General features: G+C 66.6%; 17 protein-coding genes. 9 read left to right on the top strand and 8 right to left on the bottom strand.

Annotation, left to right across the window (positions count from 1 at the left end; all coding sequences use genetic code 11):
- Positions 1 to 4: 4 nt before the first annotated feature.
- Entirely contained in the window at positions 5 to 1,069 is a 1,065-nt protein-coding gene (gene hemE, locus ISO4_RS01700) for a uroporphyrinogen decarboxylase (RefSeq protein ID WP_142948267.1), read from the top strand.
- Positions 1,070 to 1,250: 181 nt separating this feature from the next.
- Here hemE and ISO4_RS01695 read toward each other — a convergent pair whose 3' ends face one another.
- The 6 genes from ISO4_RS01695 to ISO4_RS01670 all read right to left on the bottom strand — a co-directional run bounded on the left by ISO4_RS01695 (position 1,251) and on the right by ISO4_RS01670 (position 5,748).
- A complete protein-coding gene (locus ISO4_RS01695; RefSeq protein WP_194854936.1) occupies positions 1,251 to 1,709 on the bottom strand; it encodes a PaaI family thioesterase in 459 nt (152 codons plus the stop codon).
- A 99-nt stretch (positions 1,710 to 1,808) separates the two neighbouring features.
- A complete protein-coding gene (locus tag ISO4_RS01690; protein WP_194854935.1) occupies positions 1,809 to 2,459 on the bottom strand; it encodes a hypothetical protein in 651 nt (216 codons plus the stop codon).
- Positions 2,460 to 2,465: 6 nt separating this feature from the next.
- Positions 2,466 to 2,810, bottom strand: coding sequence for a 4a-hydroxytetrahydrobiopterin dehydratase (locus ISO4_RS01685; protein WP_194854934.1), 345 nt, complete (start codon positions 2,808 to 2,810; stop codon positions 2,466 to 2,468).
- Between the two features lie 78 nt (positions 2,811 to 2,888).
- Positions 2,889 to 4,133, bottom strand: a complete 1,245-nt coding sequence (locus ISO4_RS01680; protein WP_194854933.1) for an acyl-CoA dehydrogenase family protein — start codon at positions 4,131 to 4,133, stop codon at positions 2,889 to 2,891.
- Between the two features lie 96 nt (positions 4,134 to 4,229).
- A complete protein-coding gene (locus ISO4_RS01675; RefSeq protein ID WP_194854932.1) occupies positions 4,230 to 4,913 on the bottom strand; it encodes a 2-phosphosulfolactate phosphatase in 684 nt (227 codons plus the stop codon).
- A gap of 157 nt (positions 4,914 to 5,070) precedes the next feature.
- Positions 5,071 to 5,748 carry a ComF family protein gene (locus tag ISO4_RS01670; protein ID WP_194854931.1) on the bottom strand — a complete coding sequence of 226 codons (678 nt, stop codon included), beginning with the start codon at positions 5,746 to 5,748 and terminating at the stop codon, positions 5,071 to 5,073.
- Between the two features lie 234 nt (positions 5,749 to 5,982).
- Between ISO4_RS01670 and ISO4_RS01665 the strand changes: the two genes are divergently transcribed.
- The 6 genes from ISO4_RS01665 (at position 5,983) to bioD (ending at position 12,867) form a co-directional block, all read left to right on the top strand.
- Positions 5,983 to 8,175, top strand: coding sequence for a TonB-dependent siderophore receptor (locus ISO4_RS01665; RefSeq protein ID WP_194854930.1), 2,193 nt, complete (start codon positions 5,983 to 5,985; stop codon positions 8,173 to 8,175).
- Positions 8,176 to 8,284: 109 nt separating this feature from the next.
- The gene (gene bioB / locus ISO4_RS01660; protein ID WP_194854929.1) at positions 8,285 to 9,454 is read left to right on the top strand and encodes a biotin synthase BioB; all 1,170 of its coding nucleotides are present in this window, start codon (positions 8,285 to 8,287) and stop codon (positions 9,452 to 9,454) included.
- A gap of 19 nt (positions 9,455 to 9,473) precedes the next feature.
- Positions 9,474 to 10,631, top strand: coding sequence for an 8-amino-7-oxononanoate synthase (gene bioF, locus ISO4_RS01655; protein ID WP_194854928.1), 1,158 nt, complete (start codon positions 9,474 to 9,476; stop codon positions 10,629 to 10,631).
- Positions 10,619 to 11,437 (top strand): pimeloyl-ACP methyl ester esterase BioH, encoded by an 819-nt coding sequence (bioH, locus tag ISO4_RS01650; protein ID WP_194854927.1) that lies wholly within the window; start codon positions 10,619 to 10,621, stop codon positions 11,435 to 11,437. The genes bioF and bioH overlap by 13 nt, the downstream gene beginning before the upstream one ends.
- A complete protein-coding gene (locus ISO4_RS01645; RefSeq protein ID WP_228547832.1) occupies positions 11,400 to 12,218 on the top strand; it encodes a methyltransferase domain-containing protein in 819 nt (272 codons plus the stop codon). The genes bioH and ISO4_RS01645 overlap by 38 nt, the downstream gene beginning before the upstream one ends.
- Positions 12,211 to 12,867 (top strand): dethiobiotin synthase, encoded by a 657-nt coding sequence (gene bioD, locus ISO4_RS01640; RefSeq protein ID WP_194854925.1) that lies wholly within the window; start codon positions 12,211 to 12,213, stop codon positions 12,865 to 12,867. The genes ISO4_RS01645 and bioD overlap by 8 nt, the downstream gene beginning before the upstream one ends.
- Positions 12,868 to 13,139: 272 nt before the next feature.
- Here bioD and ISO4_RS01635 read toward each other — a convergent pair whose 3' ends face one another.
- Entirely contained in the window at positions 13,140 to 13,760 is a 621-nt protein-coding gene (locus ISO4_RS01635; RefSeq protein ID WP_194854924.1) for a YbhB/YbcL family Raf kinase inhibitor-like protein, read from the bottom strand.
- Between the two features lie 527 nt (positions 13,761 to 14,287).
- On the opposite strand from ISO4_RS01635, the gene ISO4_RS01630 reads away from it, so the two are divergent.
- Both ISO4_RS01630 and ISO4_RS01625 read left to right on the top strand, forming a co-directional pair.
- The gene (locus tag ISO4_RS01630) at positions 14,288 to 16,036 is read left to right on the top strand and encodes an alkaline phosphatase D family protein (RefSeq protein WP_194854923.1); all 1,749 of its coding nucleotides are present in this window, start codon (positions 14,288 to 14,290) and stop codon (positions 16,034 to 16,036) included.
- Entirely contained in the window at positions 16,033 to 18,099 is a 2,067-nt protein-coding gene (locus ISO4_RS01625; protein ID WP_194854922.1) for a metallophosphoesterase, read from the top strand. Before ISO4_RS01630 ends, ISO4_RS01625 begins: the two co-directional genes overlap by 4 nt.
- Positions 18,100 to 18,108: 9 nt before the next feature.
- Here the strand turns inward: ISO4_RS01625 and ISO4_RS01620 are convergent, their stop codons facing one another.
- Positions 18,109 to 19,248 carry an alpha/beta fold hydrolase gene (locus ISO4_RS01620; protein ID WP_228547831.1) on the bottom strand — a complete coding sequence of 380 codons (1,140 nt, stop codon included), beginning with the start codon at positions 19,246 to 19,248 and terminating at the stop codon, positions 18,109 to 18,111.
- Between the last annotated feature and the right edge of the window lie 56 nt (positions 19,249 to 19,304).

The raw sequence follows: 19,304 nt of genomic DNA, 5'->3' as shown, positions 1-19,304 counted from the left end.
TTTTATGGTGCACGCGCCGCTGAAGAATGACCGCTTGTTGAAAGCCCTGGCCCGCCAGCCGGTGGACCGTACGCCGATCTGGATGATGCGCCAGGCCGGTCGTTATCTGCCGGAGTACCGGGCCACCCGGGAGCAGGCCGGGTCCTTCATGGACCTGTGCCGCAACGCGGAACTGGCCTGCGAGGTGACGCTGCAGCCGCTGGAGCGTTACCCGCTGGACGCGGCGATTCTGTTTTCCGACATTCTCACCATTCCCGATGCCATGGGGCTGGGTTTGTACTTCGAGCCCGGCGAGGGCCCCAAATTCCGCAAGACGGTGCGCACCGAGCAGGAGATCGCCGCGCTACCGGTACCGGACGCGGAAGCGGACCTGGATTACGTGATGCGCGCGGTGAGCACCATCCGCCGCGCGTTGAACGGACGGGTGCCGTTGATCGGCTTCTCCGGCAGCCCCTGGACGCTCGCCACCTATATGGTGGAAGGCGGGCCCAGCAAGGATTTCCGCCATCTCAAGGGGATGGTCTACAACCGGCCGGAACTGGCCCACGCGCTGCTCGACAAGCTGGCTCTGGCGGTGACCGATTATCTGAACGCCCAGATCCGCCACGGCGCCCAGGTGGTGCAGATCTTCGATACCTGGGGCGGCGCCCTGTCCGCGGAGGCCTACCAGACGTTTTCGCTGCGCTATATGCAGCGCATCGTCGACGGGTTGGAGCCGGACGCCGAGGGCCGCAAGGTGCCGGTGATCCTGTTCACCAAGAACGGCGGCTTGTGGCTGGAATCCATGGCGGATACCGGCTGTGACGCCCTGGGCCTGGACTGGACCATCAACATCGGCGAGGCGCGCCGCCGCGTCGGCGACCGGGTGGCGTTGCAGGGCAATATGGATCCGGCGGTGCTGTACGCTTCACCGGCGGCGATTCGCGCCGAGGTGGCGCGCATCCTCGATGACTTCGGCGATCACCCGGGGCACATCTTCAATCTGGGGCACGGCATCACGCCGGAAGTGGACCCGGAGCACGCCAAGGTGTTTATCGAAGCGGTGGTGGAGCTGGGCGAGCGTAAATGAAAAGCGCGGCCCGAAGGCCGCGCGAGATTTCCAGACTCTCATGTCGGAAACGCACCCCCGGGCTCCGTGCCTCATCGGAGTGCGATTTCAGGCTAGCCCCGACGAACAAAGCCTGTCAATACGCCTTTGCGAAAGCGGCAACGAATTGCGGATGTCGCTTTGACCCTTCACCTGTACCGCTTCAGCTGCCGATTTTGCGCAGCTGATAGACGTTGTGGGTGAGCGCCACCACTTCCCCTTTTTCGTCCTTGATCTCGGTATCCCATTCAAAATCGCATTTGCCGTTGGCGTCCGCCTCGGACTGGATGCGTTCGATTTCCTGATCGGTGATGCGCACTTCCACGGTCACATCGGTGGCGGCCGGGCGACGGAAACGGATCCGCATGTCCTTGACGATCGGGTAGAAGCGCCGCGTGTCGAACGACGACATATAGATCACGCCGCCGGGCAGCTCCGCGATGGTGTACAGGGCGCCGGCGTACATGATGCCGACGTGGTTCAGGTTGGGCGCCAGCGGCATCATCATCTTGCAGTAGCCGCGGTCCACGTCCAGGGTTCGGGCGCCGCAGCGTTCCACGAACGGAAAGGTTTTATCGGACGCCGCTTTGATTTGTTCTTTTTGCTCTTCGCTTAAAGCCATGGGTCTCTCCTGATTGCCGTGACCCATGCTAGCAAAGGGCGTGGGCGGGGCGGCTGTCGCGAAGCGACAGCCGGGTGATGCTTCCGGTCACCGTAAGGTTCAGGACAGGGGTCGGATATCCGCTTCGGGGAAGTCGAGGTGGAAGTCCGGCAGGTACAGAGAGCCGCGTCCGCGTCCGTACTGCAACTGCGGGAAATCCTTCCCGTTGCCCCAGGCATCGCTCAGGCTGGCAACGCCCAGGCGGCCCCGCACCGAGGGCGCGAAGACGAATTGCTGGTTGTCGCGCACCTGGCCCAGCCGGCGCCAGCGCTCGGGCAGCCAGGGTCCGAGTACGGGTAGGGCGGGACCGCGCCGCTTCAGGGTCAGACCGGCGATGTCCCGGTCCTGGTAGCGCACGGTCACGCTCTCACCGTAGCGGGTTCGCTCGACCCGGAAGGAGGCCACGCGCTTGTCCAGGCCCCAGTTGCGGTTGCCGTTGCGGGCGCTGTCTTCGCTGGACACATAGATGCGGCCGATCGACCAGCGCCGGTGACCGTCCGGAAAGCGACAGGGCCCGGGCATGAACAACAACTCCCGGTACGGCCCCACCTCTGAACGCTGGTAATCCACGAACATGACCACCCCGAGGCGGCCGGTCGCCGGGCCGAGTGCTTCGGCGGTGCCGCCTTGCGGCCGACGCAGGGCATCGGGCATCGCCAGGGCGCACACGTAGGCGTGCCCTCTCAGCGTCCAGGGAGCGGGTGCGTCCATTCGACCTCAGGTCCTTTCGTCGAACAGCGCGTCGGTCTTCGCCGCGCAGATGAAGTCGTTACGGTGCAGACCGCCGATCTTATGGGTCCACCAGGTCACCGTGACCTTGCCGTATTCGGTGAGCAGGGCAGGGTGGTGCCCCTCCTCTTCGGCCAGGTCGCCGACCTGGTTGGTGAACGCGAGAGCCTGGGCGAAGTCCTTGAACTTGAACTGGCGCTGCAGTTTCTCTTCGCCGTCTTCCTCCACCTGTTTCCAGTCCGGAATCTCGCCGCGCAGCTTGCCCGCCTCCTCATCGCTGATACGGGGCGCGTCGGCGCGGCAGGCTTCGCAATGCTGTTGCTGTAGTGCCATGGGGAATCCTCCTTGTTGCTGGCAGCTTCAAGGCTACAAGCTTCCAGCGGCAAGCTCCAAGCCTGCCGCTTGCGCCGCTCAGCCTCTGCCCAGCAGGTCCCGGGCGATGGCGATGATCTGCATCTCGTCGGTGCCTGCGTAGATCTGCAGGATCTTGGCGTCGCGCATCAGCTGCTCCACGCGGGATTCGCGCATGTAGCCGTAGCCACCGTGCACCTGGACCGCCTCGGTGGACACCTCCATGGCGGTCTGGGCGGCGTACAGCTTCATCGCCGAGGCCTCCGCCAGGCTCATCTGCTTGCCGGCGGCGGTCATCTCGATATAGCGGAACACCATGTTCTGCAGGTTGGCGCGCGCCACTTCCATCTTCGCCAGCTTCAGCTGAATCAACTGGTTGTCGCCGATCGGGCGGCCGAACTGGGCGCGGTCACGGGCGTAGGCGGTGGACAGTTCCAGCGCGCGCTCCACCATCCCCAGGGCCATGGCGGCCACGCCGGCGCGTTCCTGCATGAAGGTGGCCTTGGCGCCGGAGCGGCCGTAGCTGGTCTCGCTGCCGCCGAGCAGGCGGTCGGCGCCCACCTTCAGGTCACTGAAGAACAGCTCGCCGGTGGGTGACGAGCCGATGCCCATCTTCTTGAACGACTTGGACTGCTCCAGGCCTTCCATGCCGGCGTCGAGAATAAAGGACACGATCTTGCGGTCCTTGGGTTCCACGCCTTCCTCATCCAGCTTGCAGATCAGCACGATGGTGTCGGCGTAGGGGCCGTTGGTGATCCAGGTCTTGCTGCCGTTGATGATGTAGCCGCCGTTGCCGTCGCGCTTCGCCAGGGTCTTCATCTGGCCGAAGGCGTCGGAGCCGGAATTGGGCTCGGAGATCGCCCAGGCGCCCACTTTCTCCAGGGTCAGCAGCGGCAGCGCCCAGCGCTCTTTTTGTTCGATGGTGCCCTTGCTCATGATGGCGCCGCCGGTGAGCCCCATGGACACGCCCATGGCGGTGACCAGCCCCTGGGCGTGGCGGCTCAGCTCGATGATCGGGATCACGGTCATCGCCGCCTGATCGCCGGCGCCCTCGGAGGGGCCGTCCTTCTTCTTGGTGGGGGCGTCCTCGCCGTTTTCGGCGGCGGCTTTCTCGCGGGCGATCTGCTTCTCGTAGTTCTGCGTCGCCATCACGTCCATGCCGAAGGTTTTGATCATCTTGCGCAGGATGTCGTAGGGCGGCACGCCGTTGTATTCGATATCGTCCAGGTTGGGCACCACTTCCTTGGCCACGAAGTCGCGCACCATCTTCTGGATCATCTGCTGTTGTTCGTTCCACTCGATCATGAGGCTTCCCAGGCAATGAGTTAATGCCCTGGGACGCTATCAGGCGCCCGCCGGGCCGTCATTGATCAAGGGGAGCGGCGGAGTTGATGGAAAAGGTCAGGAGGCGCGTCGGATCACGTCGATGCGCGGCACCGGCTCGTAGGTCACGCCCATGATCAGGGCGTCCGGGCCGGCGCTGGAGGCGGCCATGTCGATGTCCTGGGGGCGCAGGCGCGGGTGGCTGCCGTCCAGGAATTTCTTCGCCGCGAAGGCATTGCGGGTGCGCTCGCGGGCCTGCTCCAGGCTGATGCCCTCGCCGCCCAGCAGGCCACGGATGTATTCCGCGCAGGCCACATCCTCGTCGCCGGTGGGGTGGGACGCCACCAGCACCACGGTGTCCGGGTTCTGTTCGCGGATGTAGTTGGCGGTGGCTTCGGCATTGATCAGCGCGCCGACCAGCACCTGGCGGCTGTCGCGGGCGCGCAGGGTGGCGGCCACGCCGTTGGTGGTGCGCATGATCAGATAGCGGCCGCGCACGTCGGTGTGGCGTATTTCCCAGGGCGAGTTGCCGTGGTCGAAGCCGTCGATGGGCAGCGCCTGCACCTCGCCCACCAGCAGGCCTTCCCGGTAGTCTTCGCGCAGCCGGAAAGCGTCGTCGGCGCTGGACACCGGGTAGATATGGCTGGCACCGCCCAGAAACGCTTCGTGGCTGGTGGTGAAGGCACGGATCACATCGATGATCACGGTGATGCCGTTGATGTTGTGCGGCGGGTTATGCCCTTGGGCGATGCTGATTTTCATGGGCGCGACCGTTTGCGGAACGAAGCGTGCATTATGACGGACCCGTGGTGTCTGATGCCAGACAGGCGAAAATAACGTCTCTGGGATCCTGCCGGCCGCCTTTGGCGGCCTTTCGCGAGCCGGGCTCGCTCCCACAAACCGTACTTTGTAGATGGCGTTAGCGCTCTTGCTGCAGGGTTCTCGCCAGGGCCCAGACGCGCACTTCCTTGGCGCCGCCTTCCAGCAGGGCACGGCTGGCGGCGCGGGCGGAGGTGCCGGTGGTCATCACATCGTCGATCAGCAGAATCCGGCGGTATTGGGCGCCGGGCCGCGCCAGGAAGGCGTGGCGCAGGTTGCGCACCCGTTCCGCGCGGCCCAGCCCCTGCTGATGGCCGGTGGGCCGGTGGCGCAGCAGCAGCGGCGCCACCGGACGCTGCCAGTGGCGGGCCAGTATCAGCGCCAGCCGCTCCGCCTGGTCGAAGCCCCTGGCCAGCCGGCGCCGCCAGTGGGCGGGCAGGGGGCAGAGCACCTCGGCGTCCGGCCAGGGCAGCGGCTGCTCGCGCAGCAAGGGTTCCAGGGCCCGTTCCGCCGGCAGGCAGCCCCTGTGCTTGTAGGCGTTGATCAGCCGGTCCAGCGGAAACTGATAGACCCAGTGGCAGTAGGTACTGGTGAACGGCGGCGGCCGCCGCAGGCAGCGTCCGCACAGCCCCCCTTGCTCGGTGCCTGGCAGCCCGCAGCGGCAGAGCGGGTCGTACAGGGCGCCGCCGTCACGCAGCTCGCCGGCGCACAACCGGCAAAGGCCCTGCGGGCTGCGCCGGCCGCACAGCAGGCAGGGTTCGGCAAGGTCGAACAACATCCGTGTCCTCCGTCTTCCTTGGTGTCGGGTGCCATCATCATCGGCGCGGCGGCCGGGCCCTGCCCAGCCGACATCGGCCCAAAGCCGTGTAGGTCATGGCTGGAAATCCGGTAAGCCAAGTAGCAGCGGGTTCACGTATTTTTGACATGAAGATAAGAATGGTTATCATTGCCGCCCAGTGACGTAGCCAGGTCCACCCCAGCCATCGTCGAAAACACCAACTGGGGGACTGCTATGTCTGCGTTACGTTTTACCCGCCTCTCCATCTGTCTGATCCTGGCCGGTAGCGCCAACCTGTACGCCGCCGACGACGATACCGATGACACCCACGAGCTGGACGCCGTCGACGTGGTCGGCACTTCGGTGGACGGTTATGACGCCGGCATGATCACGGAAGGGTCCGGCAGCTACACCAGCGGCGCCAGCAACACCGCCACCCGCATGGTGCTCTCGCCCCGGGAAACGCCCCAGTCGGTGACCGTGATCACCCGTGAGCAGATGGAGGACTTCGACCTCAACAGCGTCGCCGAGGTGATGCAGCGGACCCCCGGCGTCACCGTCAACGCCCAGGACACCGAACGGCTCACCTTCAGCGCCCGCGGCTTCGAGATCACCAATTTTCTCTATGACGGCATGCCGTCCATGCGCAGCAGCACCCTGGGCAAGCAGAGCGCCCACGCGGACACCTTTATCTACGACCGCATCGAAGTGCTGCGCGGCGCCAGCGGCCTGCTGCACGGCATCGGCAACCCGTCCGCCACCATCAACCTGGTGCGCAAGAAACCCACCCGGGAATTCGCCGGCCAGGCGGGCCTTTCAGCCAACAGCTGGGACGGCTACCGGGGCGAGCTGGACCTGGGCGGCCCGCTGACCGAAGACGGCCGGGTACGCGGCCGCTTCGTCACCGCTTACCAGCAGGGCGAGTCTTTTCTCGATCATTACGAGAATGAAAAGCAGGTGTTCTACGGCGTTATCGAGGCGGACCTGTCCGAGGACACCATGATCACCCTGGGCGTGGATTCCATGGACTACGACCCGGAAGGCTCCACCTGGGGCGGCGTGCCGCTGTTCTACAGCGACGGCGGCATCGCCGATCTGGACCGGGACACCAACCCGGCCACCGACTGGAGCAGCTGGGCCCAGGAAGCCCGCACCGCCTTCGTCAATCTGGAGCACCAGTTCAGCAGCGGCTGGTACGGCAAGCTGGCCTACACTTACCAGGAAAACAACTACGACGCCCAGCTGGCCTCCGCCGGCGGCGGCACCCTGAACCGCGACGGCAGCGGGCTCACGTTCTGGTCCGGCCGCTACCTGGAGGACAAGAAGCAGCATACCTTCGACGCCTACGCCAACGGGCCTTTCGAATTGTTCGGCCGGCACCACGAGCTGATCGTCGGCGCCAGCTATTCGCGCAGCAAGGTCGACTACATCGGGCAGCCCTCGGTGAACTTCGACAGCACTCTGGACAATCTCTTTACCTGGGACGGCGACCGGGCCAAGCCGCTGTGGGGGGATATCAACACCGACGAAAACGAGCGCGCCTCACAGACCGGCCTGTACGCCACCGCCCGCTTTAAACCCACCGACGATCTGGCGGTGATCACCGGCGCCCGCGTGGTGGATTGGCGCGTCGACCGGGGCGGCTTCAACTGGAGCGGAGACTTCGCCGAGCGCTACCAGGAAAACGGGGAAGTGGTGCCCTTCGCCGGCGTGGTGTACGACCTCACCGACCGGCACTCCGTCTACGCCAGCTACACCAGCATCTTCCAGCCACAAACCCAGCGGGACCTGAACAACCGGATACTCGATCCGGAAGAGGGCAACAGTTACGAGGCGGGTCTGAAGAGCGAGTTCCGCGACGGCCGCTTGAACACCAGCGTCGCGGTGTTCCGCGTCGATCAGGACAACCTGGCCGAGGGCACCGGCCAGCCGATCCCCGGCGGACCGCCCAATTCCGAGGCCTACCGGGCCGTGGACGGCGCCCAGACCAACGGCTTCGAGCTGACCGCCTCCGGCGAGATCCTGCCGCGCTGGCAGATGCTGGCCGGCTACACCCACCGGGTCACCGAGGACCCGGACGGCGACGAGCTGAACACCACCTCCCCGGAAGAGATGGTGCGCCTGTCCACCCGCTACCGGTTGAGCGGCCGGTTTGACGGCCTGACGGTCGGCGCCGGCGTGGCCTGGCAGAACCAGATCTACGCCTTCGTCGACCGCCCGGGCCAGAGTGGTCAATACAAATTCGTCCAGGACAGCTACACCCTGGTGGACCTGATGGCCCGCTACCGCTTCAGCCCGGCCCTGGCGGTGACCGCCAATGTCAGCAACCTCACCGACGAGAAGTACTACAACAACCTGGGCTTCTATAACGGCGGCTACTACGGCGACGCCCGTCAGTACAGCCTCAAGCTCAACTACAACTTTTAGGAGCATAATTGGTTAATAAATGATCATTGGTTAACCTTGTTGCTTCTTGGAAGTTGACAGGGGCCGGCGTGCTGCTAGTCTGATGCGGACTGTTCAGAGAGATTTCATCATGACTGTAGCCGCCGCCACGCCCCTGTCCGACGCCGCCCCGAACGCCGTACGCCACGATTGGCACCGCGGTGAGATCGAGGCGCTATTCACCCTGCCGTTCAACGACCTGCTGTTCCGGGCCGCCTCCGTGCACCGCCAGCACTTCGATCCCAACGCGGTGCAGGTCAGCACGCTGCTGTCGATCAAGACCGGCGCCTGCCCGGAAGACTGCAAGTACTGCTCCCAGTCCGGCCACTACAACACCGAGCTGGAAAAAGAGAAGCTGTTGGAAGTGGAGCGGGTGCTGGAAGAGGCGCGCGCCGCCAAGGAAAAAGGCGCTTCGCGCTTCTGCATGGGGGCCGCCTGGCGCAGCCCGCGCGCCAAGGACATGCCCTATGTGCTGGACATGGTGCGCCAGGTGAAATCCCTGGGGCTGGAAACATGCATGACCCTGGGCATGCTCGACGAGGGGCAGGCACAGAGCCTGGCCGAGGCCGGCCTGGACTACTACAACCATAACCTGGACACCTCGCCGGAATACTACGGCCAGGTGATCACCACCCGTACCTACAGCGACCGCCTGACCACCCTGGCCAATGTGCGCGACGCCGGCATGAAGGTGTGCTGCGGCGGCATCGTCGGCATGGGTGAGAACCGCAACGACCGGGTCGGCCTGCTGCAGCAGCTGGCCAACCTGCCGGAGCATCCGGAGTCGGTGCCGATCAACATGCTGGTGAAGATCGAAGGCACGCCGCTGTCCGACGTGGACGATCTGGACCCGTTCGAGTTCGTGCGCACCGTGGCGGTGGCGCGGATTCTGATGCCCAAGTCCTATGTGCGGCTGGCCGCCGGGCGCCAGGAGATGAACGACGAGGCCCAGGCCCTGTGCTTCATGGCCGGCGCCAACTCCATGTTCTACGGCGAGCGTCTGCTGACCACCGACAACCCGGAAGCCACCCACGACCATCAGCTGTTCCAGCGCCTGGGCATCCATTCCCTGGACCCGCGCCACGAAGCCTCCGACGAGGCCCACGAGGAAGCGCTGCGCCAGCAAGTGGCGGAGAACGAAGCGGCGCAGAGCGGCTTGTACCACGATGCGCTGGCGTACAGCGGGCAGAGCCGGCGCGGCGCCAAGCACGTGCTGGACAAGGACACCGGCCGCCCTGCCCACCGGAAGCTGGACGCCTGAACCGCGCGGAGTCACTCCCTTGGCTTTCGATCTCACGGCGCGCCTGGACGAACGGCGCGCCCGGCAGCGCTTCCGCCAGCCGACGCTGATGGACGGCCCCTGTGGCCGCACCGCGGTGGTGGACGGCCGCGAACATCTGAACTTCTGCGCCAACGACTACCTGGGCCTGGCCGGCGACCCGGAGGTGGTGGCGGCGTTCCGCGACGCCGCCGACCGCTGGGGCGTGGGCAGCGGCGCCTCCCACCTGGTGTGCGGCCACCAGCGTCCGCACCAGCAGCTGGAAGAGGCCCTGGCGGCGCACACCGGTCGCGAGCGGGCGCTGCTGTTCTCCACCGGCTACATGGCCAATATCGGCGCCATCACCGCCCTGGTCGGCAAGGGCGACGCTCTTTTTCAGGACCGCCTTAACCACGCCTCCCTGCTGGACGCGGGCCTGCTCAGCGGCGCCCGCTTCCGGCGCTTCGCCCACAACGATGCCGCCGCCCTGGCCGGACAGCTGGCGCGCAGCGACGCCGGGCGCAAGCTGGTGGTCACCGACGGTGTGTTTAGCATGGACGGCGACCAGGCGCCGCTGGCCGCCTATCTGGACGCCTGCGAAGCGGACGATGCCTGGTTGATGGTGGACGACGCCCACGGCCTGGGCGTGCTGGACGGCCAGGGCCGGGGCACCGCGTTCGCGCAGGGGGTCAATGGGCGGGTGCCGGTCTACATGGGCACCCTCGGCAAGGCGCTGGGCACCGCCGGCGCCTTTGTGGCCGGCTCCAACGAACTGATCGAAACCCTGATCCAGTTCGCCCGCACCTATGTCTACACCACCGCCATGCCCGCCGCCGTGGCCGCCGCCACCCTGGTGAGCCTGGACAAGGCGCGCCGTGAACCGCAGCGCCGGGCGCATCTGAACGCCCTGATCCAGCGGTTCCGCCGTGGCGCCGCCGAGCTGGGCTATACGTTGATGGATTCCGACACCCCCATTCAGCCGATCCTGATCGGCGACGACGGCGCCGCGCTGGCGCTGAGCCGCGCCCTGGCGGCGCACGGCGTGCTGGTGTCCGCGATCCGCCCGCCCACCGTGCCGGAGGGCCAGGCTCGCCTGCGCGTCACCCTTTCCGCCGCGCACCGGGAGGCGGACGTGGACCGTCTGCTGGGCGCCCTGGAGGACAATGCATGCCGCGTCTGATTCCTTTCCACAACACCTACAAGGCCACTGGCGTCAGCGACGACCAGGCCCGGGACATCGTGCTGATCCACGGCTGGGGCCTGCACGCCATCGTCTTCGACGACATCGTGCCGGCGCTGCTGGAACGCTTCCGGGTCACGGTGGTGGACCTGCCGGGGATGGGGCAGAGCCCGCTGCCCAATGACCCCTACACCCTGGACTTTCTGGCCGACCAGGTGGCCGCGGTGATGCCGGCGCGCGCCCATCTGCTGGGTTGGTCCCTGGGCGGGCTGGTGGCGTTGCGGCTGGCGCTGGATCACCCGGACCGGGTGCAATCGGTGGTCACGGTGGCCACCACGCCGCGCTTCACCGCCGCCGACGACTGGCCGGCGGCGATGAAGCCGGACATCTTCAACGCCTTCGAGCAGATGTGCCGCGAGGATTACGAAGGCACCCTGGTGCGCTTCCTGGCGCTCAACTGCAAGGGTGCCGAGAGCATGCGCCAGGACGTGGCGCGGCTTAAGGAGATTCTCTACTTCTGCGGGCTGCCCGCCCACCGGGCGCTGCGCGAAGGGCTCGCGATTCTGCGCGACACCGACCTGCGCGGCGACCTGGCGGCGCTGGAAGTGCCGCTGCGTATGATCTTCGGCGCGCGCGACAACATCGTGCCGGCGGCGGCCATGGCCGCGGTCGAGCCGCTGCTGAACGAGCGCGGCGACACCGCGCTGATCGAGCAGGTCGCCCATGTGCCGTTCCTGTCCGCCCCCGATACCTTTACCCGGGCCGTTTATGACTTCTATCGCCGACACCAGCTCATTGATGGATAAGGCGGCGGTGAGCGACCGTTTCGGTCGCGCCGCGCCCAGCTACGACGCCCACGCCGGCCTGCAGCTGGCCTGCGCGCTCAGCCTGCTGGACATGGCGCCGGCGGAGCTGCCCGACAGCCGCGCCCTGGAGCTGGGCTGCGCCACCGCGCCCCTGGCCCGGCGTCAGCAGAGTCGCTGGCCGGACAGCCGCTGGCTGGCGGTGGACCTGTCGCCGTCGATGCTGGCGGAGGCCCGGGCGCGTGGGCGCACCGGCGAGCGCTTCCAGCCGCTGTGCGCGGACGCGGAAAGACTGCCGCTGGCCGACGCCGGCCTGGGGCTGGTGTATTCCAGCTTCGCGTTGCAATGGTGCCTGCCGGCGCGGGCCATGGCGGAAGCGGCCCGCGTGCTGGTGCCCAGCGGCCACCTGTTGCTGGCGGTGCCGCTGGCCGGCTCGCTGCACGAATTGCGCGACAGCTGGGCCGCTGCCGACGGCACCCGCCGCCCGCGCCTGAACCGTCTGCCGGCGGAGACCGACTGGCGCCGGGCGCTCGAGGGCGCCGGCCTGTTCCCCCAGCAATGGCGGCGGATGGCGTTCACCGAGCACTATCCGGACGTGAGAACCCTGGTCCGGGCCTTCAAGGCCACCGGCGTCGACCATGTGCAGGGCGGCGCTACCGGCCTCACCGGCAAAGCGGCCTGGCGGGCCCTGTGCGACGCCTACGAAGCACGCCGCCAGCCGGCCGGGCTGCCGCTCACCTGGGACGTGCTGTTCGTAGAAGCAATCAAGGAACCCCATGGCTGATACCCCTTCCCCCGAACGTCCCCCGCTGCCCGTTCTCAAGGGCGTGTTCTTTATCACCGGCACCGACACCGAGGTGGGCAAAACCTGGGTCAGCTGCCGGCTGCTGGAACGGGCCCGGGAGGCGGGCCTGAGTTGCTATGGGCTGAAGCCGATTGCCGCCGGCTGCGAGGAGACCGCCGACGGGTTGCGCAACGAGGACGCCGTGAATCTGATGGCGTCCTCGTCCGTGGCGCTGCCCTATGACGTGGTCAACCCGGTGGCGCTGAAAGCGGCCATCGCGCCGCACATCGCCGCCCGGCAGGAGGGGCGTCGGATCAGCCTGTCGCAACTGGCCGGCTATGTGCGCGGGGCCCTGAGCAGCCATCCGGCGGATCTGGTGCTGGTGGAGGGCGCCGGCGGCTGGCGGGTGCCGCTCAACGACCGGGAAATGCTGTCTGCCTTGGCGGTGGAGCTGAATCTGCCGGTGATCCAGGTGGTGGGCATGAAGCTCGGCTGCATCAGCCATGCGCTGCTCACCGCCGAGGCGATCCAGGCGGACGGGCTGCGCTATACGGGCACGGTGGCCAATTGCTTCGGGGATATGGACGTGCGGGAAGAAAACCTGATCACCCTGCGGCAGCATTTGCCAGGGGCGTTCACGGTCGTATAGATGCACGCTTCAAGCCGCAAGCAAGCCGTGCTAGAGCAAAGGCCTTGCCGCTAGCGGGGCGATGCAGGATTCAGGGTGCAGCAGAGGCGGGGTCGGTGCCCCTTGTGGGAGCGGGCCTTGCCCGCGAAAGGGTGGCCCTGGCCACCCGGCGGGATACCAGAGGCGTATTGTCGGCGCCATCGTTAACGAGGTCTCTGGAATCCTGCCGGGGCTTCGCCCCTTTCGCGGGCAAGGCCCGCTCCCACGGGCTCTTGCCATGCCCTGGCTTGCGGCTAGACGTTGGGGTTCAGGGTGTAGGTGCCGGTCACGCTGGCCTGGTCGAGAATGTGGCCCTGCATGGCTTCCACCACCTGGGGGCCGCGACTTTCACCGCTCAGGCCCAGGGAGGTCACGTCCAGCGCGTAGACGGTGAAGGTGTAGTGGTGCAGCCGCTCGTCGTTCCAGGGCGGGCAGGGGCCGTCATAGCCGCCGTAGACGCCTTTCATGTCCGGGTCGCCGGCCAGGAAGTCGGTGTAGTCGTTGGCGCCGCGAATGCCTTTCGCGGTTTGCCCGATCTCCTTGCCGCGCGGCACCACGCCGTCGGCGTCCTCGCCTTCATCGATCTGCCGCACGTCGGCGGGGATATCCACCAGAACCCAGTGGTAGAAATCCGCCCGGGGCAGATCCGCGGGCACGGTTTTGCCGTCCTGGTTCACGTCGGAGGCATCGGTGGGCGCGTCCGGGTCCACCACCAGCAGGGCGAAGCCACGGGTGCCTTCCGGTACACCGTCCCACACCACCTTGGGGTTGCGGTTGTCGCTCAGGCTCATGTGTTCTTTGGGATCGGGTACCGCGAATGCGAACGGGCCGGGAATCGGCTGGCCTTCGTTCACGCCTTCCACAGTAATGCGCATGCTCTCCTCCTGATTGGCTTAAAAGTGCCGTCTCTACAATACGGCCTACCCCCAGCATTGCGTCTCCGGCACCGGTAATTCAAGCCCCGTGCGCCTTCGATTTCACGCAACGGCCGCGCGCCTGTCATCGCCTTGTCAATCTTCGCTGGGCGTTTACAGGGTTTTACAGAGCGCAACAGTTTAGTACGGCCGTGCAACTGTTTAAGTGCAACTTCCTGCTTACGCTTTGCCTTCATTCTTTATTGAGGGCCTGTTCACACTACTTGCATCACGCCTGTTGCGGCTAAAAAGCCACCCATCAAGGCGCGAGAAGAGAAGTTTGGTGACTCCAAATGAACGACGAGCAACGCGGAGGGGTGGCTTTTTAGCCGCAACCCGAAGGGCTGGAGCCCTTTTTGCTCCCAGCGTCGTTGTCGGTCGCTTATTTGGAATGACCAAACGGCGCTCCCTCCGCCTAGCTGGAAGCAAAAAGGGCATCCAGCAGGCGCGATGCAAGTAGTGTGAACAGGCCCTAGGGAGATCGGGGTATGGATCGCAAGCGTCGTCGTCTGGTACAGGCCATGGCCGTGGGCAGTGCCGCCACCTGGGTAGCCGGTTGTGGTGGGGGGAGTTCATCCGATTCGCCGCCGCCGTCCTTGGCGGCGCCCAATCAACCGGAAACGCCGGAGACCCCGGCGCCCTCGGAGCCCCGGGTTCCGCGGGTGGACTTTTCCCACGGGGTGGCGTCCGGTGATCCGCTCGCCGACCGGGTGATGCTGTGGACCCGCGTTACCCCTCGGGAGGAGACGTCGGGCCCGATACCGGTGACCGTCACGGTGGCCCGGGACGCGGCGCTGCTGGATCCGGTGGCGCGCTTCGAGACCCGGGCCGACGCCCAGCACGATTTCTGCGTCAAACAGGACGCCACCGGGCTGGAAGCGGGGCGCTGGTATTACTACCGGTTCAGCGTGGCGGATCAGCGCTCGCCCATCGGCCGGACCCGCACCTTGCCGGCGGCGGACCGCTACGTGGACCGGGCCCGGTTCGCGGTGGTGTCCTGCGCCAATATTTCCCACGGCTACTTTTCCGTCTACAAGACCCTGGCCGAGCACGGCGATCTGGATTTCGTGCTGCACCTGGGCGACTACCTGTATGAATACGGCATCGGCGAATACGGCGACGTGCCGGACCGGGACCCGGTGCCGCCCCACGAAATGGTGACCCTGGAGGATTACCGTCAGCGCCACGCCCAGTACAAGGGCGACGCGGACCTGCAGGCGGTGCACCAGCAATACCCGATGATCGTGATCTGGGACGACCACGAAAGCACCAACGACAGCTACCAGGACGGCGCCGAGAACCATCAGCCGCTCACCGAAGGCGACTGGGAGACGCGCAAGAACATCGCCCGCCGGGTGTATTTCGAATGGATGCCGATCCGCGAACAGAACCCGGGGGATTTCGCCACCATTTACCGGCGCTTCCAGTTCGGCGACCTGATCGACCTGAGCATGCTGGACACCCGCCTGGAGGGCCGCGACGAGCCCCTGTCGTTGCCCTTCGACCCGGCCCGCAACGACCCGGAGCGGCGTCTGATCAGCGACACCCAGATGCAGTGGCTGCTGGACGGCCTGAGCGCGTCCACCGCCCGCTGGCGGTTCATCGGCCAGCAGGTGATGTTCGCCCAACTCAACATCGCCGAGATTCCTTCGCTCAACGAGCACGCGCCGCAACTGCGCGGCAATCTGTCGGCGATCAACATGGATCAGTGGGACGGCTACGCCGCGGACCGCTTGAAGATTCTCAACCACCTGGACGACAACAACATCGACAACGTGGTGATCCTCACCGGCGATATCCATACCTCCTGGGCCAGCGAAATCTATCGCAACCCGGGCACCTTGCTCGGCGACCTGTTTGACGCGCCCCTGGCCGCGGAATTCGTCACCCCGGCGGTGACCAGCCCGGGCTTTCCGGAAGGCGCGGCGGAGCTGGCCGGCGTCGCCGTGCCGGTGGTCAACCCGCACATCCGCTATGTGGAAGCCAAATCGCGCGGTTTCATTCTGATGGACGTGAACCACCAGCGTGCCCAGGCGGAGTTCTATTACGCCCGCGACATCGAGTCCTTCGACCTGCGCGGGCAGATCGACGAAAGCAAAACCAAATTGGTGGCGGTGTACAGCGGTGACAGCCGGTTGCGCGAAGAAGGCCTGCGGCCCTCGCGCCCGCGCACCCTGCGCACCGCACTGTTCCACCCGCCGGCACCGGCGAGCGCATCCACGGAGGAGATGGCATGAACTGGACAATCAAACGACTGGCGCTGGCCGCCGCCCTGGGCCTGACCCTGGCCGCCTGCGGCGGCGACAGCGGCAGCGACGGCGGCGCCACGCCGCAGCCCAATGAGCCCGAGGAGCCGGAAACCCCGGTGGACCCGGAGCCGGAACCGGAACCCACGGTGCTGGAGCGGGTTCGCTTCCTGACCATCGGCGATTCCGGCAGCGGCTCGGACGGCGCCTACGCGGTCGGCCAGGCGATGGCGGACATCTGTGCCGTGAAACTGGGCGCGGAAAACGACCCCGAGCGGGCCGGCTGTGATTTCGTGGTCGGCCTCGGTGACAACATCTATGAGTCCGGTGTCACCAGCGTCGACGACCCGCAGTTCGAAGAGAAATTCGAGCTGCCGTTCGAGCCGGTGGACCTGCCGTTCTATCTGGTGCTGGGCAACCACGACAACACCGCCTACGTGGGCGGCGACGGCGCCGGCAACGCGCGCGGTGAATTCCAGGTGGACTACACCTACTTCGACGGCCGCCTGTCGGACCGCTGGATCATGCCGGACCGCTATTTCCAGCAGGACGCCGGTGAAACCGAGAGCGGCGCGCCGCTGGTGTCGCTGTTCGCCCTCGACTCCAACCCGATCGCCGGCGGTTTCGCCGACGCGGACCTGGATTACGCCTACCACACCTACGGCATCAACCAGCTGAACTGGGCGGTGAGCGCCATCGGCGGCTCCCAGGCGGAGTTCAAGATCGGCCTGGCGCACCATCCCTATCTGTCCAACGGCACCCACGGCAACGCCGGCAACTACGACGGCGTGCCCAGCGAGATCCTGCCGGTGCTGGCGGGCGACCGCTGGCGGGCGTTCATGGAAGAAGCGGTGTGCGACAAGACCGATTTCTTCTTCGCCGGCCACGACCACGATCTGCAGGTGCTCGACGCGGTCCCCGAGTGCGGCCGCACCGAGTTCGTGGTCAGCGGCGCCGCCAGCAAGACGCGCAGCCTGGACGACCCGGAGCGCAACCAGGCGCCGTTCCAGATCGGCGATGTGTACGGTTTCTTCTGGATGGAAGCGGTGGAAGCGGACAGCCAGGCCGGCACGCCGGCGCGGCTGTGCCTGGAAGCCTATGTGGTGGAGCCCGGCGTCGACGGGCTGGGCGTGCTGGACGCCGGCCAGGCCACCCCGGCCTATCAGCGTTGCTATGACAAGCAGCCCGCCGCCGGCATCCCGGCCAGCAACGATTTCTCCAGCGACATCTTCACCAGCGGCGAGGCCTTCCCGCTGCCGCTGCCGGACGGCTTCGACGCGGACTTCAGCGGCCCGTTGCAGGCGTTCCGCGATCAGCTGATCTCCGGGTTCAACCAGGCCATGGCGGGCCTGCCGGAGGGGCCGCAGCAGGAAGTGGCGGCGCAGATTCTGGCCGGGCTGGACACGCTGTTCAGCGCCCTGGACGGCGCCGCGGCGGCGATCTCCGGCGGCGACGACGCGGATATGAGCCAGGCGTTCCAGGGCGCGTTGGCGGCGTCCCAGCAGTTGGAAGCGATCGACACCAGTGTGTTGCCGGCGCCGTTTGACCAGCTCGGCGGTGCCTTCCAGGCGCTCAGTGAAGGGTTCGGCAACAGCGCCGATTTTGAGGGCGAGTCCTCCGGCACTCTGCAGGATGTGGCGTTCCTGGCCGGCCCGCTGGTGCAGCTGGCCCGTAACCTGGACAACATCGTCGACGGCGTCGACGAGCAGACCCCGGACGTGCCGGTGTTGTCCGGTCTCACTAAGGTGCTGTCCAGCGTGTCGCTGGGTCTGGCCAACACCCTGGAGCAGTTGGTGCTGCTCGACACCAGCGCCACCGGCGAGCAGTTGGTGGGCACCATCCAGCTGGTCCTGGAGCAGGTGGTCAACGACGTGCTGTGGTTGGAGAGCGTCGACCAGGCCACCTTGCCCGGCAACCTGGTGTCCACCGCGCTGGCGTTTCTCACCCGGGAAGTCACCGAGCAACTGGATCGCGGTTTGAGCCCGCTCAGCGGCCTGCTGGACCTGCTCTCGCCGGTGACCAACCTGCTCTCCGGATTGCTCGGCTTTCTCTAGCCGGTCCGGCTAGTCCCGCTGGCACAGCCAGTCGGCGATCATCGCCCAGCTCTCCTGCTGGGCGGTGGCGCCGCCGAGGATGCCCATGTGGCCGCCGGGGATGGTGACGTAGCTCTTGTCCCGGCTGCCCACCAGGGTGTCCATGGCGTGGCTGCAATCCCGGGTGACGATGGGGTCCCCGGCACCGGTGATATTGAGGATGCTGGCCTGCACGCGGCTCAGCTGACCGCCGCCGCCGGGCATCGGCAGCTGGCCCCGGGCCACCACGTTATCCACCCACAGATAGTGAATGATGTCCTGAATCACGCCGCCGGGGTAGGCGACCATGTCGTTCAGGAAGGCGCCGTTGGTGGCGTGGGCGCTGACGAAATCCCGGTCGTGCAGGTTCTTCACCAGGTTCCAATAGCCCTGCACGCTGGCCACCGGGTTGGTCAGCTTGAACGCCAGGCTGTTGGCCCACCCCGGTGACCGCAGCCAGGCCGGATTGAGGTCATGGGCGCGCAGCCCGGTACGCCGGCGCAGCCACTTCAGGTTGCGGCTCAGGCGCCGGTACTGTTTGCCCAGGGCGCCGTTGCGGTGATAGTCCGTGGGCGTGCCCACCAGCACCAGATTGGCGAGGTCCGGGTCCTGTCCGAGCCCCGCGTAGCACAGACTGAACAGGCCGCCGAAGCTCCAGCCGTGCAGGCTCAGGCGGCGCTCACCGCTGTGCTCGCGCACCCGTTCCAGCAGCGCCGGCAGCTTTTCCGCGAAGTAGGTCGCCAGGCTGTGATGGTTCTCCGCCCGCCCGGGCCGCCCCCAGTCCACCAGGTAGAGCTCGAAGCCGCGTGCGCGCAGGTAGCGCACCAGGCTGCGCCTTGGGAACAGATCATAGATCAGCATGTTCACCGCCAGCGGCGGCACCAGCACCAGCGGCGTACGCTGGGGGCGGGTACTGACCGGCACCACGTCGCCGTTGTCCAGTTCGATCTCGGTGTCCCGCAGCGGCGGGTAGTAGCGCAACTGCACCAGGCCGTCATCGCTGATCACCTGAAACGGCGTGGCGTCGGCCTGCACCAGGGCATCGCTGCGGAACAGACGCTGGCCGGCGTTGCCGAGCCAGCGGCGGGCGGGTTTCAGAGACGGCACCGAGGGCGCCGACAACATGGCCATGATTCAATCCTGCGAGCCGTTTTCGGGGCCGCGAAGTGTAGCGGGGAGGATCGAAC

It is taken from the genome of Alloalcanivorax venustensis ISO4 (assembly GCF_015356855.1).
Lineage (GTDB): Bacteria > Pseudomonadota > Gammaproteobacteria > Pseudomonadales > Alcanivoracaceae > Alloalcanivorax > Alloalcanivorax venustensis.
This window is presented reverse-complemented; position numbering and strand designations above follow the sequence as displayed.

Excerpts from the sequence above, each read along its gene's own strand:
- hemE (WP_142948267.1), top strand. The coding sequence starts at position 5 with ATGGTGCACGCGCCGCTGAAGAATGACCGCTTGTTGAAAGCCCTGGCC.
- ISO4_RS01695 (WP_194854936.1), bottom strand. The coding sequence starts at position 1,709 with ATGGCTTTAAGCGAAGAGCAAAAAGAACAAATCAAAGCGGCGTCCGAT.
- ISO4_RS01690 (WP_194854935.1), bottom strand. The coding sequence starts at position 2,459 with ATGGACGCACCCGCTCCCTGGACGCTGAGAGGGCACGCCTACGTGTGC.
- ISO4_RS01685 (WP_194854934.1), bottom strand. The coding sequence starts at position 2,810 with ATGGCACTACAGCAACAGCATTGCGAAGCCTGCCGCGCCGACGCGCCC.
- ISO4_RS01680 (WP_194854933.1), bottom strand. The coding sequence starts at position 4,133 with ATGATCGAGTGGAACGAACAACAGCAGATGATCCAGAAGATGGTGCGC.
- ISO4_RS01675 (WP_194854932.1), bottom strand. The coding sequence starts at position 4,913 with ATGAAAATCAGCATCGCCCAAGGGCATAACCCGCCGCACAACATCAAC.
- ISO4_RS01670 (WP_194854931.1), bottom strand. The coding sequence starts at position 5,748 with ATGTTGTTCGACCTTGCCGAACCCTGCCTGCTGTGCGGCCGGCGCAGC.
- ISO4_RS01665 (WP_194854930.1), top strand. The coding sequence starts at position 5,983 with ATGTCTGCGTTACGTTTTACCCGCCTCTCCATCTGTCTGATCCTGGCC.
- bioB (WP_194854929.1), top strand. The coding sequence starts at position 8,285 with ATGACTGTAGCCGCCGCCACGCCCCTGTCCGACGCCGCCCCGAACGCC.
- bioH (WP_194854927.1), top strand. The coding sequence starts at position 10,619 with ATGCCGCGTCTGATTCCTTTCCACAACACCTACAAGGCCACTGGCGTC.
- ISO4_RS01645 (WP_228547832.1), top strand. The coding sequence starts at position 11,400 with ATGACTTCTATCGCCGACACCAGCTCATTGATGGATAAGGCGGCGGTG.
- bioD (WP_194854925.1), top strand. The coding sequence starts at position 12,211 with ATGGCTGATACCCCTTCCCCCGAACGTCCCCCGCTGCCCGTTCTCAAG.
- ISO4_RS01635 (WP_194854924.1), bottom strand. The coding sequence starts at position 13,760 with ATGCGCATTACTGTGGAAGGCGTGAACGAAGGCCAGCCGATTCCCGGC.
- ISO4_RS01630 (WP_194854923.1), top strand. The coding sequence starts at position 14,288 with ATGGATCGCAAGCGTCGTCGTCTGGTACAGGCCATGGCCGTGGGCAGT.
- ISO4_RS01625 (WP_194854922.1), top strand. The coding sequence starts at position 16,033 with ATGAACTGGACAATCAAACGACTGGCGCTGGCCGCCGCCCTGGGCCTG.
- ISO4_RS01620 (WP_228547831.1), bottom strand. The coding sequence starts at position 19,248 with ATGGCCATGTTGTCGGCGCCCTCGGTGCCGTCTCTGAAACCCGCCCGC.